Origin of the sequence: Nitrospina watsonii (assembly GCF_946900835.1) — a bacterium.
GTDB lineage: Bacteria > Nitrospinota > Nitrospinia > Nitrospinales > Nitrospinaceae > Nitrospina > Nitrospina watsonii.
Map to the genome: position 1 here is coordinate 1,072,037 of NZ_OX336137.1, position 14,647 is coordinate 1,086,683.

The 14,647-nt window shown below is 58.7% G+C and carries 14 protein-coding genes; 8 read left to right on the forward strand and 6 right to left on the reverse strand.

Features of this window, described 5'->3' with window-relative positions:
• The 3 genes from mreC to mrdA are packed head-to-tail and all read left to right on the forward strand — an operon-like array spanning position 1 to position 3,278.
• Positions 1–816, forward strand: coding sequence for a rod shape-determining protein MreC (gene mreC / locus QML71_RS04875; RefSeq protein ID WP_282010785.1), 816 nt, complete (start codon positions 1–3; stop codon positions 814–816).
• Between the two features lie 10 nt (positions 817–826).
• Entirely contained in the window at positions 827–1,321 is a 495-nt protein-coding gene (mreD, locus tag QML71_RS04880) for a rod shape-determining protein MreD (RefSeq protein WP_282010786.1), read from the forward strand.
• 25 nt (positions 1,322–1,346) lie between these two features.
• On the forward strand, positions 1,347–3,278 hold the full coding sequence (gene mrdA / locus QML71_RS04885; protein ID WP_282010787.1) for a penicillin-binding protein 2: 1,932 nt from the start codon (positions 1,347–1,349) through the stop codon (positions 3,276–3,278).
• 21 nt (positions 3,279–3,299) lie between these two features.
• Here the strand turns inward: mrdA and uvrB are convergent, their stop codons facing one another.
• Complete coding sequence (gene uvrB, locus QML71_RS04890; RefSeq protein ID WP_282010788.1) at positions 3,300–5,288, reverse strand: excinuclease ABC subunit UvrB; 1,989 nt, start codon at positions 5,286–5,288, stop codon at positions 3,300–3,302.
• 230 nt (positions 5,289–5,518) lie between these two features.
• On the opposite strand from uvrB, the gene QML71_RS04895 reads away from it, so the two are divergent.
• From QML71_RS04895 to QML71_RS04910, 4 genes are read left to right on the forward strand one after another with little or no spacing between them, the layout of a single operon-like run.
• Positions 5,519–6,715, forward strand: a complete 1,197-nt coding sequence (locus QML71_RS04895) for a TraB/GumN family protein (protein WP_282010789.1) — start codon at positions 5,519–5,521, stop codon at positions 6,713–6,715.
• Positions 6,715–7,668: a phosphoglycerate dehydrogenase gene (locus QML71_RS04900; RefSeq protein ID WP_282010790.1), complete on the forward strand. Its 954-nt coding sequence runs from the start codon at positions 6,715–6,717 to the stop codon at positions 7,666–7,668. The genes QML71_RS04895 and QML71_RS04900 overlap by 1 nt, the downstream gene beginning before the upstream one ends.
• Positions 7,668–8,468, forward strand: a complete 801-nt coding sequence (locus QML71_RS04905; protein ID WP_282010791.1) for a formylglycine-generating enzyme family protein — start codon at positions 7,668–7,670, stop codon at positions 8,466–8,468. Before QML71_RS04900 ends, QML71_RS04905 begins: the two co-directional genes overlap by 1 nt.
• A complete protein-coding gene (locus QML71_RS04910) occupies positions 8,465–9,085 on the forward strand; it encodes a methyltransferase domain-containing protein (protein WP_282010792.1) in 621 nt (206 codons plus the stop codon). The genes QML71_RS04905 and QML71_RS04910 overlap by 4 nt, the downstream gene beginning before the upstream one ends.
• Before the next feature lie 9 nt (positions 9,086–9,094).
• On the opposite strand, the gene QML71_RS04915 is transcribed toward QML71_RS04910, so the two are convergent.
• On the reverse strand, positions 9,095–9,760 hold the full coding sequence (locus QML71_RS04915) for an SOS response-associated peptidase (protein ID WP_282010793.1): 666 nt from the start codon (positions 9,758–9,760) through the stop codon (positions 9,095–9,097).
• 125 nt (positions 9,761–9,885) lie between these two features.
• Between QML71_RS04915 and QML71_RS04920 the strand changes: the two genes are divergently transcribed.
• A complete protein-coding gene (locus QML71_RS04920) occupies positions 9,886–11,295 on the forward strand; it encodes an aminopeptidase P family protein (RefSeq protein WP_282010794.1) in 1,410 nt (469 codons plus the stop codon).
• Between the two features lie 5 nt (positions 11,296–11,300).
• Here the strand turns inward: QML71_RS04920 and bcp are convergent, their stop codons facing one another.
• The 4 genes from bcp to QML71_RS04940 form a co-directional block, all read right to left on the reverse strand.
• Complete coding sequence (bcp, locus tag QML71_RS04925; RefSeq protein ID WP_282010795.1) at positions 11,301–11,762, reverse strand: thioredoxin-dependent thiol peroxidase; 462 nt, start codon at positions 11,760–11,762, stop codon at positions 11,301–11,303.
• Between the two features lie 10 nt (positions 11,763–11,772).
• On the reverse strand, positions 11,773–12,183 hold the full coding sequence (locus QML71_RS04930) for a hypothetical protein (RefSeq protein ID WP_282010796.1): 411 nt from the start codon (positions 12,181–12,183) through the stop codon (positions 11,773–11,775).
• 216 nt (positions 12,184–12,399) lie between these two features.
• A complete protein-coding gene (locus tag QML71_RS04935; protein ID WP_282010797.1) occupies positions 12,400–14,019 on the reverse strand; it encodes a tetratricopeptide repeat protein in 1,620 nt (539 codons plus the stop codon).
• Between the two features lie 12 nt (positions 14,020–14,031).
• Positions 14,032–14,604: an Lcl C-terminal domain-containing protein gene (locus tag QML71_RS04940; protein ID WP_282010798.1), complete on the reverse strand. Its 573-nt coding sequence runs from the start codon at positions 14,602–14,604 to the stop codon at positions 14,032–14,034.
• Positions 14,605–14,647: the final 43 nt, after the last annotated feature.

A 14,647-nucleotide genomic window follows, 5' to 3' on the forward strand; every position in this document is an offset into this window, starting at 1 on the left:
GTGTTGAAAAAAGGACTCAAAGACCGGAAAAAGACCGTCGTATTCGTCGCCATCTTTTTGCTCTCCCTGATCCTCATGACGGTCAACATCAAACGGTCGGAGCAGCCCACCTTCTTCGAAAAAATCGTTCTCTGGGTGGTCTCACCGCTGCAAAGCGCGGTGACCCAGAGCGTCCGCGCCGTCACCGATGTGATCGATGATTACATCCTGCTGGTGGACACCGCCAAGAAAAACGAAACCCTGAAGCGGCGCATCCACAAATTGATCAAAGAGAAGACCGAACTCGAAGAAGAGGTCGCCCATCTCAATCGCATTCACCGGCTCACCGAGTACAAGGTGGAATACGAAGCGGACTCGCTGGTGGCGACCGTCATCGCCTACGACGCTTCACAGTGGGCCAAGACCATCGTCATCAACAAAGGGTCGAACGACGGACTGCGTGAGAACCTGCCCGTGGTCACCAACCAGGGTGTGGTCGGTCACATCATTCAGGTCGGGTTCAACTCATCCAAGGTCATGCTGGTCGTCGACAGCCGCAGCGCCGTCGATGCCTTGTTCCAGCAGGACCGCGCGTCCGGCGTGGTGGTCGGCACCGGCGACGAGCATTGTGAAATGAAATACGTACCCATCAACGCCACGGTGGAGGTGGGCGACGTTGTGTTGTCCTCGGGACTAGGAGGCGTGTTCCCCAAAGGACTCCGTTTGGGGCAGGTGATCCAGGTGCAGAAGGCCACGCAGGGGTTGTTTCAGGAAGTGACCATCGTCCCCAGCGCCGACCTGTCCCGTCTGGAGGAAGTCCTGATCCTGTTACTCTGAGAGGCACGCCGTGTGGTGGCGCATTGCAATCACATTCCTGGTTCTGTTTACCTTCCAGACCACGCTGCTGGACACATTCTCCGTGTACGGCGTGCGGCCCGATCTGGTTTTGATCCTGGCGGTCTATTGTGCGATCATTCTGGATGAGAACGCGGGCGTGGCCATGGCCTTCGCTCTGGGCTTCGTGCAGGACTGCCTGTCCGGCGACCTCCTCGGGGTCAACACCCTGTCCAAGAGCCTCATCGGCTTCGTCTTCGCCAATCTGAAAAGCAAACTGGTGCTCGATGGCGTCGGCCCCATCAGCACGTTTCTCGCGCTGGCCTCGCTGTTCGACGGGTTGATCTACTATTTCGTTTCGCTGATCCTGTTCAAGGCGCAGCCGTCGTTCGGGGTGTTCTTCCCGTCGTTGATGGTGTTCACGATTTACAATGCAGTGGTTGGCGTGATCGGATTTTACCTCCTCAACTGGTATCGCCGCCGGAATCCCAGCCGGCAGGCGGCGTGACCGGATTGCGGAGAAGGGTGGGTTTGTGAGCAAGTACCTGTACAGCCACGATGTTTCGGATGAGGTTCGCCGCAAGGTGCGGCTGTTCGTCATTCTTGTCGGCGTGTGTTTCCTCGCCCTGGGGGTCCGGGTGTGGTACCTGCAGATTCTGAAAGGCGAAAATTTCGAGACGCTTTCAGAGAACAACCGCGTGCGCCTGGTCTCCCTGCCGTCCTTCCGCGGCAAGATTCTCGACCGCAACGGCAACGTGCTGGCCTCCATCCGTCCTTCCTACAATTTGTATGTCACGCCGGAAGACGCCGGCAACCTCAACCAGACCCTGCGCGCCCTGCACCGTCACCTGAAATTCGACATCGACCGGGTGCTGGAGGATGCGCGCCAATCGCGGCCCTTCAAGCCGGTGCTGGTGCGGGCGGACATCGACCGCGACGTGGTGTCGTTCATTGAAGAAAACAACCGCCTGCTGCCCGGCGTGCAGATCAAGGTGGAGCCGCTCCGCAACTACCTGTACGACAACCTCGCCTCGCACCTGATGGGCTATCTTGGAGAAATTTCCGAAGCGCGGCTGGAGGCCATGCGGCAGGCCGATTACATGATGGGCGACATGATAGGCCAGTACGGGCTGGAACTGTTTTATGAATCGGAATTGACCGGCAAGAAAGGCTACAAGGAAATCGAGGTGGACGTGGCAGGACGGCAACTGCGCACGCTGCGCAAGTTGACGCCGCAAAGCGGACGCAACCTGGTGCTGACGCTGGATTTTGAACTCCAGAAAAAAATGGAAGCGTTGATGACCGGCACCGAAGAGGAGCCCATTATCGGTTCCGCCATCGCGATGGATGTGACCAACGGCGAGATCCTGGCCATCGTCAGCAAGCCCAATTTCAACCCCAACCTGTTTGCCCGCGGCATCACCCGCGACGAATGGAAGCAAATGCAATCGGACCCGCACAAGCCTCTGCAGAACCGGGCCGTGAACAGTGTGTATCCCCCCGCCTCGACCTACAAGATCGTGGTTGCGCACGCGGCGTTGGAAGAAGGCGTAATCAAGCCGGAAGACACCGTCCATTGCCCCGGCTTTTTCACGTTTGGCCGCGGCAAAGGACGCTTCCACTGTTGGAAACGCGCCGGTCATGGAGACATGACCCTGCACGACGCGCTGGTGCAGTCCTGCGATGTGTACTTTTACCAGGTGGGTTATAACCTGGGGGTGGACCGCATCGCCAAATACGCACGGCAGTTCGGACTGGGCGACTTCACCCAGGTGCGCATGATAGGCGAACGTCCGGGACTGGTGCCGACGGTCAAATGGAAAACCACCTCCAACCGCGGGCTGTGGCTGCCCGGCGACACCATCGCCGCCACCATCGGCCAGGGCTATAACCTGGTGACGCCGATCCAGCAGGTGCGTTTGGTCGCCGCCGTGGCCAATGGTGGCACGCTGTTTCGCCCCATCCTGATTCGCCAGGTGAAGGACAAGGACAACCAGATCATCGCCGCCAGTCAGCCGGAAGTGGTGGGGCAGATACCGGCGCAAACGGATTCTCTGACGCTGATCCGCAAAGCGTTGTTCGGCGTGGTGAATGAAAAGGAAGGGACGGGTCGCCGCGCCCGCCTGCGTAAAATCAAGGTGGCGGGGAAAACGGGAACCGCGCAGGTGGTGTCATTGAGCGCCATCAGCGAGTACAAGGAAAAGGAAGACATCCCCTTCGAGTTCCGCGATCATGCCTGGTTCGTCGGTTTTGCGCCGTATGAAAACCCCAAGATCGCCGTGGCGGTGATTCTGGAGCACGGCGGCTCGGGCGGCAAGGTGGCGGCGCCTCTGGTGCGCCAAATCATCAACGCCTACGACAAGCTCAATCCGCTGGAAAAACCCACGACCCCCGACGGCCTGCCGCCGGAAATGGCCGGTTCCACCGTGCGCGATTCCGGCAGTGCCGCCCGCGAAGACACCTGACGCCGTCCCGGCCCCCGTCTCTCAGGAACCGACGCCCAGCTCCTTTTCTCTGAGCGTGTTGATGCGGTCGCGCAACGCCGCTGCTTTTTCGAACTCCAGATTTTTGGCGTGGGTGTGCATGCGTTTTTCCAACTGCGCGATGAAACTGAGCACGTTGCCGCCCGCCATGTATTCTTCCTCTTCTTCCTGCACCACCGGCACCATCGCATGGCGCTCCCAACCGTCCATCGTGTCCTTGATCGATTTCTGAATGGACGTGGGTGTGATGCCGTGCAGCTCGTTGTATTCGGTCTGGATGGCGCGGCGGCGCTGGGTTTCATCGATGGCCTGCTGCATGGAAGGCGTGATGCGGTCGGCGTACATGATGACGTGGCCGGACAGGTTGCGCGCGGCGCGTCCCGACGTCTGGATCAGCGACGTCGCCGAGCGCAGGAAGCCTTCCTTGTCGGCGTCGAGGATGGCGATCAGCGACACTTCGGGGATGTCGAGGCCTTCGCGCAGCAGGTTGATGCCGATCAGAGCGTCGAACTCGCCCAGCCTGAGCTCGCGGATGATCTGAATGCGCTCGATGGTGACGATGTCCGAGTGCAGGTACTTGACCTTCATCCCCATCTCGGTGAAGTGTTCGGTCAGGTCTTCGGCGAAGCGTTTGGTCAGCGTGGTGACCAGCGTGCGTTCGTTGCCCTCGGCGCGTTTTAAAATTTCGTGGTACAGGTTGTCCACCTGGCCGCCGATGGGGCGCACCTCGATTTCCGGATCGACGAGACCGGTGGGACGCACGATCAACTCCGCCACCTTGTCTTTCGACTGGTCCAGTTCGTAACGGCCGGGGGTGGCGGAGACGTACAGCATGCTGTTGTCGCGCGCCGCGAACTCCTCCCATTGCAGAGGCCGGTTGTCGAACGCCGACGGCAGGCGGAAGCCGTAGCGGATGAGCGTTTCCTTGCGGGCCCGGTCGCCCTTGTACATGCCGTGCAGTTGCGGGATGGTGACGTGGCTTTCGTCGATGACGAACAGCGCGTCATCGGGAAAATAATCGAGCAGCGTCGGCGGCGGGCTGCCCGGCTCGCGTCCCATCAAATGCCTCGAATAGTTTTCGATGCCCTGGCAATAGCCGATCTCGCGAATCATTTCCAGATCGAACATCGTGCGCTGCTCGATGCGTTGCGCCTCGATGAGCAGGTTCTGGCTGCGGAAATACTGAATGCGTTCGCGCAACTCGTCCTGGATGTCGGAGATCGCCCGCTCCAGTTGATCTTTAGGCGTGGTGTAATGGCTGGCCGGGTAGATGGCGATGCGGTCGATCTCGTTCAGCGTCTCCAAGGTCAACGGGTCGAACGTGGACAGCCGCTCGATCTCGTCGCCGAAGAACTCGATGCGCACCGCCTCGTTGCGTTCGTAAACCGGCAGCACTTCGACGATGCCGCCGCGCACGCGGAAGGTGCCGCGCTGGAAATCGATGTCGTTGCGCTTGTACTGGATATCCACCAGTTTGCGCAGCACCTTTTCGCGGTCGGTTTCCATGCCTCGTTCCACGAACAACAGCATGCCGTGGTAGGCTTCCGGCGAACCGAGACCGTAGATGCAGGAGACGCTGGCGACGATCAACACGTCGCGCCGCTCGAACAGGGCGTGGGTGGCGGCGTGGCGCATCTTGTCGATCTCATCGTTGATCGAGGCGTCCTTCTCGATGTAGGTGTCGGTGGTCGGCAGGTAGGCTTCCGGCTGGTAGTAATCGTAATAACTGACAAAATAGCCCACCGCGTTGTCCGGGAAGAAATCCTTGAATTCGTTGTAAAGCTGGGCGGCGAGGGTCTTGTTGTGGGCGATCACCAGGGTCGGGCGTTGCAGTTTTTCGACCACGTTGGCCACGGTGTAGGTCTTGCCGGAGCCGGTGACGCCCAACAGGGTCTGATGGCCGCCGTCGCGGAACTGGTTGAATAACTGGTCGATGGCCTCAGGCTGGTGCCCGGCAGGCTCAAAATCGGCGTTCAGTGTGAAGGGTTGCATGCGAAAATTGCGTTATTGTTTGGGTTTCGGATATTGTGTTACATTAAAAGCCGAAAACTTGTTTTAAAATCAAAAAATTATAGCCTCAGCACCCTGCTGGAACCGCCCCGGAAACAACCGGTTCCCGGCCGCCTCCGCTGGCTGGCCGCCGGTGCCGACGGACACGCAACGAAGGCCGACAGACACCCGTACAGTTTACGATACCTCCAACCCGCTAAGGAAACCTTTTTGTGGAAACCGCTTCCAACGCCGATGTGATCAAGACCCTCCAGGTCAACGGCTCGACGATCACGTTGGTCGGCACCGCACACGTCTCACAGAAAAGCGTCGAACTGGTGGAGGAAAAAATCCAGACCGGCGACTACGACTGCGTCGCCGTGGAGCTGTGCCCGCCACGTTACGAAAACATGGTCAACCAGTCCTGGTGGAAGAATCTGGATATTTACCAGATTTTGCGCAGTGGCCGGGGCTCGCTGCTGCTCATCAACCTGGCGCTTTCCGCGTACCAGCGGCGGCTGGCGGACAAACTGGGCATCGAGCCGGGTAAAGAAATGGCGCGGGGCATCGAACTGGCGAAGGAAAACAACCTCAGGCTGGAGGTCATCGACCGCGACATCACCACCACGCTGCAACGCATGTACCGGCGGGTGACCTTCTGGCAGAAAATGAAACTGGTCACCGGCCTCGTCGCCAGCATCTTCGTCGGTGAGGAGGTCACGGAAGAGCAGATCGAAAACCTCAAGGAAGGCGACATGCTGCAATCGCTGGTCGAGGAATTCGGCGAGGAGTTGCCGGAGATCAAACAGGTGTTGATCGATGAGCGCGACCAGTACATGGTGGGCAAGCTGGTGGAACTGGCGAAGTCGTCCGACGCGCCGAAGAACATCCTGGCCCTGGTTGGGGCGGGACACCTGATCGGCATGATGCCGGCCTTTGAGTCGCCGCCCGACGCCGGACAGGTGCAGGAGTTGGAGCAGAAACCCAAACCCAGCCGCGCCGGCTATTACGTCGGCTGGGGCATCGGCATTTTCATCCTCAGCATGTTTGCGGTGGGCTACATGCGTTCTCCGGAACTGGGCACCGACCTCATCATCACCTGGGTGGTGTTGAACGGCAGCCTCAGCGCACTGGGCGCGGCACTGGCGTTCGCGCATCCCCTGTCCATTGTCACCGCATTCGTGGCGGCGCCTTTGACCTCACTCAATCCGACCATCGGTGCGGGCATGGTCGTCGGTATTGTCGAGTCGTTCCTGCGCAAGCCGCGCGTCAGCGATTTTGAAACCATCCGTTCGGACATCGCCCAGCTGTCGTTGTGGTGGAAGAACCGCGTGGTGCGCGTGTTTCTGATTTTCTTTTTCGCCAACCTGGGATCGGCGGCGGGTACCTTTCTGGCTGGTTCTTCGATCATCCATCAACTGGTCCAGTGATGGCGGCGCAGCATTCCCCCCAGGTGGCGGTGACTCCGCCTGCGATCTGCAAATTCCCGGCCCTCTGCAAGACCCTCACCGACGCCTTTCCCGCGACCCGCTTCAACGACTCCGGCCAGTACCTGAGCGAAGATGCGTTGATCGACTTCTGCGGCGACGCGGAAGTGTTGTTGATCGGGCGCGACCCGCTCACCGAACGCGTGCTGGCGGCGTTGCCGAATCTGCGCCTGGTCGCCAAATACGGGGTGGGGTTGGACAACCTCGACCTTGCGGCGTTGGAGAAGCGCGGCATCCGTCTCGGCTGGACGGCGGGGGTCAACCGGCGCTCGGCGGCAGAGTTGGCACTGGCGTTCATGCTGGGGTTGTGCCACAACGTGTTCCCGAGCGGCATGGCCCTCAAACAGGGGCGATGGGAAAAAGACGGCGGCGTCCTGTTGCAGGGCAAGACCGTCGGCATCATCGGCTGCGGCCATATCGGCTCGGAGGTGGCGCGCCTGCTGCAACCGTTTGGGTGCCCCCTGCTGGTTCGTGATATTCTGGATAAATCAGAGATGTGTGGGGAAGTCGGAGCCCGGCAGGTGGATTTCGACACCCTGATCCGGGAAGCCGATGTGGTGACCCTGCACGTGCCGTTGACCGATGAGACACGGAACCTGATCGATGGTTGGGCGTTACGGGAAATGAAGCCCTCGGCATTTCTGGTCAACACCAGCCGCGGCGAGGTGGTGGACGAACGCGCGCTCAAGCAGGCGCTGACTGCGGGGACGATCGCCGGGGCGGCGCTGGACGTGTTCGCTCAGGAGCCGCCGGAGGACATGGAACTGCTGGCCTGTCCCAATCTGTTCGCCACGCCACACATCGGCGGCAATGCAGTGGAAGCGGTGGAGGCGATGGCGCGGTCGGCCATCGCGCACATAGTGGATTACTATAAGGAACGCGGATGGATTCTGTGATGGTTCGAAAAACAAAACGGTCTGTGTCGATGTTGGCAACCGGCCTGGTTTGCCTGGCGTTGGCGGTGACGTCCACGGCCCAGCCGATGGACCCGATGCAGGCGCTGGAGTTGCTGCGCCAGAAAAAAGAGTTTGAAGAACAGGAATTGAAGCGGTTGTCCAGCATGCAGAAAATCCCCGCCGGAGAGTTTTTGATGGGACGCAACGGCGTCAACAAAAACGAAGCGCCCGTGCACAGGGTGTATGTCGATGCATTTTTCATCGACGTGTACGAGGTGACGCAACTGCAATACATGGAAGTGATGCGGGACAACCCCAGTTACTTCAACGAATGTCCGTTGTGCCCGGTGGAGAAGGTGACGCATTTCCAGGCGGTGTCGTATTGCAGCAAATTGAAGAAGCGCCTGCCGACGGAAGCGGAGTGGGAAAAGGCGGCCCGGGGCGGCACGGAGGGTACTTATTATTGGGGTAAAGACCTGATCGATTTCTATGCGTGGTACGGCAACAACTCCGGAGGCCGCACGCAACCGGTGGGCCAACGCAAGCCGAATGCCTTCGGCCTGTACGACATGACCGGTAATGTCTGGGAATGGGTATCGGACTGGTACGAACGCGATTACTACAAGACCCGCCCCGCGCGCAATCCACAGGGACCGCAAACCGGCACGTTGAAGGGGGTGCGCGGCGGCGGATGGGGGCACCCCCCGGAGTTGCAGGCACACGCCTACCGCGATTACAAGGAACCGGACACGCGTTATATCAACGTGGGATTCCGCTGCGCCAAGGACGCGAAACGATGAGCGATGAGTTGACCGATCTGACCGGCGACGGTTACGCCGCTGCCGACTGGCAGAAGCATTACGACGACAACGACATGCCGTGGGATCTGGGCGAGGTGGCGCCGCCGTTTGTCCGCCTGTGGGAAGAGGGGCGCATCACGCCCGGCCGCATGATCGTGCCCGGCTGCGGGCAGGGCCACGAGGTGAAGTTTTTCGCGGACAAGGGGATGGACGTGACGGCGGTGGATGTGGCCCCCGGCGCGGTGGAGCGGCTTCGCACGCATCTTAAAAATGCCGGAGTGGATGCGCGGGTGGTGCACGCGGATTTTTTTTCGCTGAACGGCAAGCATGATGCGCGTTACGACGTGTTTCTGGAGCAGACCTTTTTCTGCGCCATCCATCCCCACCGGCGCGCCGATTACGCGGACACGGCGCATCGCATTCTAAAACCGGGGGGTGTGCTGGCAGGATTGTTTTATGAAACGGGAGAGCAGGGCGGACCACCGTTCAACACCACCGCCGACGACATCCTGCACCATTTCGGCGACCGGTTCACCATCCGCCATCTGGAAAAATGCGACCATTCCGTCGAACGCCGTCAGGGCAAGGAATGGCTGGCGTTGCTGGAACGGAAATGAAACGCCGCTTCAATCGTGCAGGGGCTGCTGGCAGTCCGGGAGGTCGTTTTTGGGCGAGTTGACGGTTTTTGAAATGGCGTGGAACGTCAGCTTGTCGCCGGCAAGCGGCTGCATCAACGCTTTCAGGGATGGCGACGTGGCGGCGGGATCGAGCCAGCCGCTGTAATCCTCCGGCATCAGGATCACCGGCATGCGGTGATGCAGGGATTGCAACGGGCGGTTGGCTTCGGTGGTGAGGATGGTGAAGGTCTCGATCGGTCCCGCGGGTCCCCGCCATGCCGACCACAATCCGGCGAAGGCGAACAGAGCGCCGTCTTCCATAAAAATACGGTGCGGTGTCTTGCCGTTGTCGTCCTGTTTCCATTCGTAGAAGCCGTCGGTGGGGACCAGGCAGCGGTGCTGGCGGAACGAGGCTTTGAAGCTGGGCTTTTCGTGCACGGTTTCGGCGCGGGCGTTGATCAGCTTGTGTCCCAGTTTTTCGTCCTTCGCCCATGCGGGCAGCAGGCCCCAGCGCATGGGACGCAGAGTGCGTTCGCTGCCGTTATTCACCACCACGGGCAGGGTCTGGCTGGGCGCGATGTTGTAGCGAGGCTCATGGAACAGGCCCACGGGCAGCGCGGCGAAATGGTGCTGAATGGTTTTGAGGGGTTTGGTCAGGCTGTAGCGTCCGCACATGATGCTGTCCGTTTCCCGGTTTGTTTCAAAAGGGGGTTTCGATCATCGCCCTATGAATATAATATAGAGCCACACGTTGCAACCGATAACCGAATTGATAACGCTCCCAACAGGGTTTTGAATTTATGATGCAGAAAGCAGGCAAAAAAATATATTCCGGCATTTTTCGCGACGGCGACGCAGGCAACCAGGCCAAGCGCCGCTTCCGGAATCGCCGTAAAGAATTGATGGACGCGGAAAACATGCTGATGGTGCTGACCGGTGTGCCGTACGGCCCCGGCCAGGAAACCTTGTGGACCTACGCCTTCGTGCCGACTTATCAGGAACCGAGCCTGATGTACCTGACGGGGATCAACCAGACGGAAGTGATCCTGCTGCTGGACCCGCACTCGAAGCAGTCCGACGAGATCCTGTTCGTCAAAAAGAAAGATCCCAGCAAGGAGTTCTGGGACGGCATCCGTTTCGGCGTCGGCGACCCCAAAAGCGTGAGCGAAGCCAAGCGCGTGACCGGCATCGCCGATGTGCGTGACATCGACGACTTTGAAGCCGTGTTCAAGGAACGGTTTGAAAAGCAAAAAAGCAAAAAGGTCGGCGCGTTCTGGCTGGAAGGCCTGCGTAACGGCACGCGCCACACCATCGAGTCCGATCACAACTGGCATTTCAAGAAACAGATCGAACGCATGCTGCGCAAATGGAAAGCGCCGAAGGACGCGTTGCACAACATCATGGACACGCATTTCGACCTGCGCCTGCCGCTGGACAAGTACGATGTGGCCAACACGCTGAAGGCGAACCGCCTGACCGGCGCGGCGTTTGAAGAGACGTTGCGGCGCTTCGGAGAGTTCAAGACCGAATACGCGGTGCAGGGGTTCATCGAGGGGCAAATGCAGATGCGTTCGCCTTACGGTTTGAGCTTTCCTTCCATCATCGCTTCCGGACCGAATGCGACGGTTCTGCATTATGTGAAGAATGACGATGCGTTCAAAAAAAATGAGATGGTGCTCCTCGACTTCGGCGTGCGCTGGATGACGATGCACGCCGACATCAGCCGTACGATTCCGGCTTCGGGGAAGTACAACCCGTTGCAGAAGGTGTTGTACGAGATCGTGTTGAAGGCGCAGCTTGAAGTGCAGAAGCAGGCGCGCGCCGGGCGCACGATCCAGGAGATCAATGAAACCTGCTGGGAGACGGTCAATCATTTCCTGAAAAAAGATTTCCTGGACCAGGGCGGCAAGTGCAAGCTCAAGTACAAAGAGCGGCCGCACGGGGTGAGCCATTTGATCGGCGAGCAGGAACACGACGGCGATCCGTTCCGCAATTACGCGGTGCAACCGATGAAGCCGGGCTGGCTGATCAGCAATGAACCGGGGCTGTACGGTTCGTTCAAAATCCGGCTGAACGGAAAAACCTACGACCAGGAAATCGGGATTCGCATCGAAGACAACCTGCTGATTACGGAGAAGGGGTGCCGCAACCTGTCACAGTCGATCCCCAAGCGGGTCGAGGACATTGAACGGTTGATGAACGGAGGCTGAGCCGGTTATTTCAACTCTTTGAGGGAGGCCAGCACTTCTTCCGCGTGGCCCTTGACTTTGACCTTGGGCCAGATTTTGCGCACGACGCCCTGCTTGTCGATGAGGAAGGTGCTGCGTACGATGCCCATGAAGGTTTTGCCGTAGAGTTTCTTTTCCTGCCAGACGCCGTACTTTTCCACCACCTTCTTGTCCACGTCGCTGATCAGCGTGAAGGGCAGGTCGTACTTCTCGATGAATTTCTGGTGGCGTTCGGGAGCGTCGATGCTGACGCCCAGCACCTGCGTGTCTTTGAACTTCTTGTGCAGGTCGCGGAAGTCGCAGGCCTCGGTGGTGCAGCCGGGGGTCATGTCTTTCGGATAGAAATACAGGACAACGTTTTTCTTGCCTTTGTAGGCGCTGAGTTTGACTTTATTGCCGTCCTGGTCAGGCGCCGTGAAGTCCGGGGCTTTATTGCCTTCCTTGATCATCGGTGCGCCTTTAAAGTCCGAGTTGGCCGTAAGCCTTATCGAGACTCTGATTGAGGCCTTTGATCATTTCCATGAGTTTCTGAGGCGGGGTGCGTCCGGGAGTTTTGTTGACGATCTGACGGGCCTGCTCCAGGTTCGAAGCGATGATGTTGTAGGTTTCCTGCGGGGGAGCTTCCTTGGCACACAAGGTTTCCCAGTGGGTCACGAGACGGGCCAGTTTGCCGTCCACCTGGAAACCGAGCATCGATTTTTTTTTCAACGAGCTTGCTTTCTCCATGTATCCCCAAATTCCGCCCTGAGACTGAGTCATTTGCAAGCTTCCACGCAGTTGCTTGGCGGCTTTCTCGCAAGGCGACTCGTCCGCCAGCCCCACATCCGCGAAGCACAAAATTGAAATCAACAGAAAACCCACGAGACGCATGACGGCGAAACCTGGGTGGCGTTTTCTTGCATTGATATACATCCCAACCTCCTTTGGGGGCGGTCCTTAGGTTCAAACTCGTAATTTGAGCGCTTACACTTTTATGATTAACTTTGCCTCATCTAATCATTTATTGACCTTTTATGTCAAATTTTATTTCTTGCTGTAATGCGATCAAAACATTGAAAAAATGAGCCGTTTGAGTCTTCCAACCGGTCAGCGGAACAATTCCAGGTGCCGGTAGTTTTTGAAAGCCGGATCCAGTTTCAGAGTGACCAGAATCTCCGGTTTATTCTCTTTGACATATAGCAGGTTACGCACCATTTGCGGTTCGTCGCCTTTTTGCGCGTAGCACTTCGCCAACAGTACATGGTGTGACAGGATGTACGGATGGTTGGGATGGCGCATGGAAATCTTTTCCAATATGGAGATGGAGCGTCCATATTCCCCGGTGTTGTAATGGGTGGCTGCGGTGTTCAACTTCGCCATGAGATGGTTTGGGTCCATGCGCAGCACCATCGAATACACGGCGAGAGCGCGTTTATGCATGCCGTAGTGGGAAAACAGTTCGCCCCTGCGGTTCAGCGCTTCCGCAGGCTGGAAAAACAATTCGTCCGGGTGCAGTGCGCCGGGGATATCGTGCTGGTTGGGCGGCAGCTCCGACAGGCTGGTCTTGGCCAGGTTGTCCGGGTCGCCCAGTTCCATGGATTTCTGATAAAACGTGCGGGCTTCCTTCATGTTGCCGCGCAATGCATTGAGGTCCCCCAGTTCCTGATAGGACTTGGCCCGCAGGATCGGGTCGTTATCGATGTTGGCAAGCAGGGTTTCGATCGCCGACTCGGTCAGGTCCAGCCGCAGCAGCAGGCTGGCGAGACCAACGAGAATTTCCTGCGTGGGTTTGTCTTTGGGGTTCAGCCTGGCCGCCGTCTGGATTTCAAACAGCGCCAGCCCGTATTCGCCGGCCTGGTACAGAGATCGCGACCGGCTGAGGTGGTACTCTTGCGGGATCACTCGTTTCGGCAATTCATCGACGCGGCCCTTCTTGATCATTTCAATCAGTTGGCGGGCGGAGTCCACCTTTGGATGGCTGGTACGCATGCCGTAAAGCTGTTCCAGGAAGGACTGCGCTTTTTCCAGGTGATTCTGCACAGCGTGCAGGTAGCCGAGTTGATACAGCGAGTCGATATGTTGGGGATCGCGCTCGAGAGCTTTGAGAAACGCCTGTTCCGCGGCGTGCAGGTCGTTCAGATAAAAAGAGTTCATGCCCTGTTCGTACAGGTAAACGGGGTCGGTCGCATCCTGTGCGGCGGCCTCTTGCAGTGCCCGGTTGGCTTTGCTCATTTCCCCGTTGGCGGCCAGAGTGAGCGCGTACTCGTAATGCGCTTCCGGAACCTGTGCGTGCTGGTGCTGATTGATGGCGATTTCACAGCTTCGCTTGGACAGATCGACGACGCCCAGCTTGCGGTAGATTTCGCAGTTGGCGTAATGGATGGCCGGATGCCGCGGCTGGATGTTGCGTCCGTGCAAAAGAGTTTGATGCGCGTCGCGGTACTGTCCCAGCTCATAGAGCAGGAGCGCTTTCAGGATCACCGGCGTGCCCTTGCTGGGCCGTTCCTCATGGAGCCGGTCCACCCATTGCATGGCCTCGGTGAACTGCCCGTTTTGAGCCAGTTCCAGCACCTTCAGGTATTGCGGGTCCTTCCGATCATGCTTGGCGAAATGGGGGTCCCAGAGCGCGATCTCGATGCCCGGCCAGGTGGCGGCGGCGGGGGTTGCCTGCAACAGGAGGGCGAACAGGACGCCTCCCACTCCAATCCAATGCGTGATTCGTTTCAAAATAGTCATCCTTTATTGATCGAGGTATTTCTTGCGAAATTCGGGGTTGTGAATGATTCGCACGGCACGGGTGGCTTTGCGGCCGCGTGAATTTTTGTTGGCGGAGAACCGCGTGCCTGTATTGAAGATCAGGCCGAAAGAGTTGAAGTGACCGTTCGTCTCCGACGACCACAGCGAGCCGCAGCCTTCCCTGGCGAAGATTGGGTCGATGTGAATGATCATCTCGCGTCCGACCTGGGCGCTGTTGGTTTTATCGGCTTCGTACAGGGTCTTGAGTTCGTCCACCGTAGGCATGCGCCAATCGATGTGTCCGGCGAACGTGTCGTCGTTCAGCTTCTGCACATAATCGAACGATTGCCGCCAGTCGAGCCAGCGGCCCGTATCCAGATAGGAATCCTTCTTGAGCCACATGAGTCCCGTCTCTGTGTCGCTGACGGTGCCGTCGCCGTGATCGATGAAGCGCCGGTCCTGAGAGCGGGCCTCCGGACTGTCGGAAGCGGCATGGCCGTCGGTGCTTCCGGACGGAGCCAGCAGCATCCAAAGGACCAGCAGAACCCATCCGGCTCCCTGCGTTATCCATTGCATGTCCCTCATACTATAAAATCCACCGCCGAAACGAAAGCCCCGC

Bases quoted from the DNA above. Each gene is read 5' to 3' on its own strand.
- uvrB (WP_282010788.1), bottom strand. From the start codon at position 5,288: ATGCAACCCTTCACACTGAACGCCGATTTTGAGCCTGCCGGGCACCAG.
- QML71_RS04900 (WP_282010790.1), top strand. From the start codon at position 6,715: ATGGCGGCGCAGCATTCCCCCCAGGTGGCGGTGACTCCGCCTGCGATC.
- QML71_RS04905 (WP_282010791.1), top strand. From the start codon at position 7,668: ATGGTTCGAAAAACAAAACGGTCTGTGTCGATGTTGGCAACCGGCCTG.
- QML71_RS04910 (WP_282010792.1), top strand. From the start codon at position 8,465: ATGAGCGATGAGTTGACCGATCTGACCGGCGACGGTTACGCCGCTGCC.
- QML71_RS04915 (WP_282010793.1), bottom strand. From the start codon at position 9,760: ATGTGCGGACGCTACAGCCTGACCAAACCCCTCAAAACCATTCAGCAC.
- QML71_RS04920 (WP_282010794.1), top strand. From the start codon at position 9,886: ATGATGCAGAAAGCAGGCAAAAAAATATATTCCGGCATTTTTCGCGAC.
- bcp (WP_282010795.1), bottom strand. From the start codon at position 11,762: ATGATCAAGGAAGGCAATAAAGCCCCGGACTTCACGGCGCCTGACCAG.
- QML71_RS04930 (WP_282010796.1), bottom strand. From the start codon at position 12,183: ATGCGTCTCGTGGGTTTTCTGTTGATTTCAATTTTGTGCTTCGCGGAT.
- QML71_RS04940 (WP_282010798.1), bottom strand. From the start codon at position 14,604: ATGCAATGGATAACGCAGGGAGCCGGATGGGTTCTGCTGGTCCTTTGG.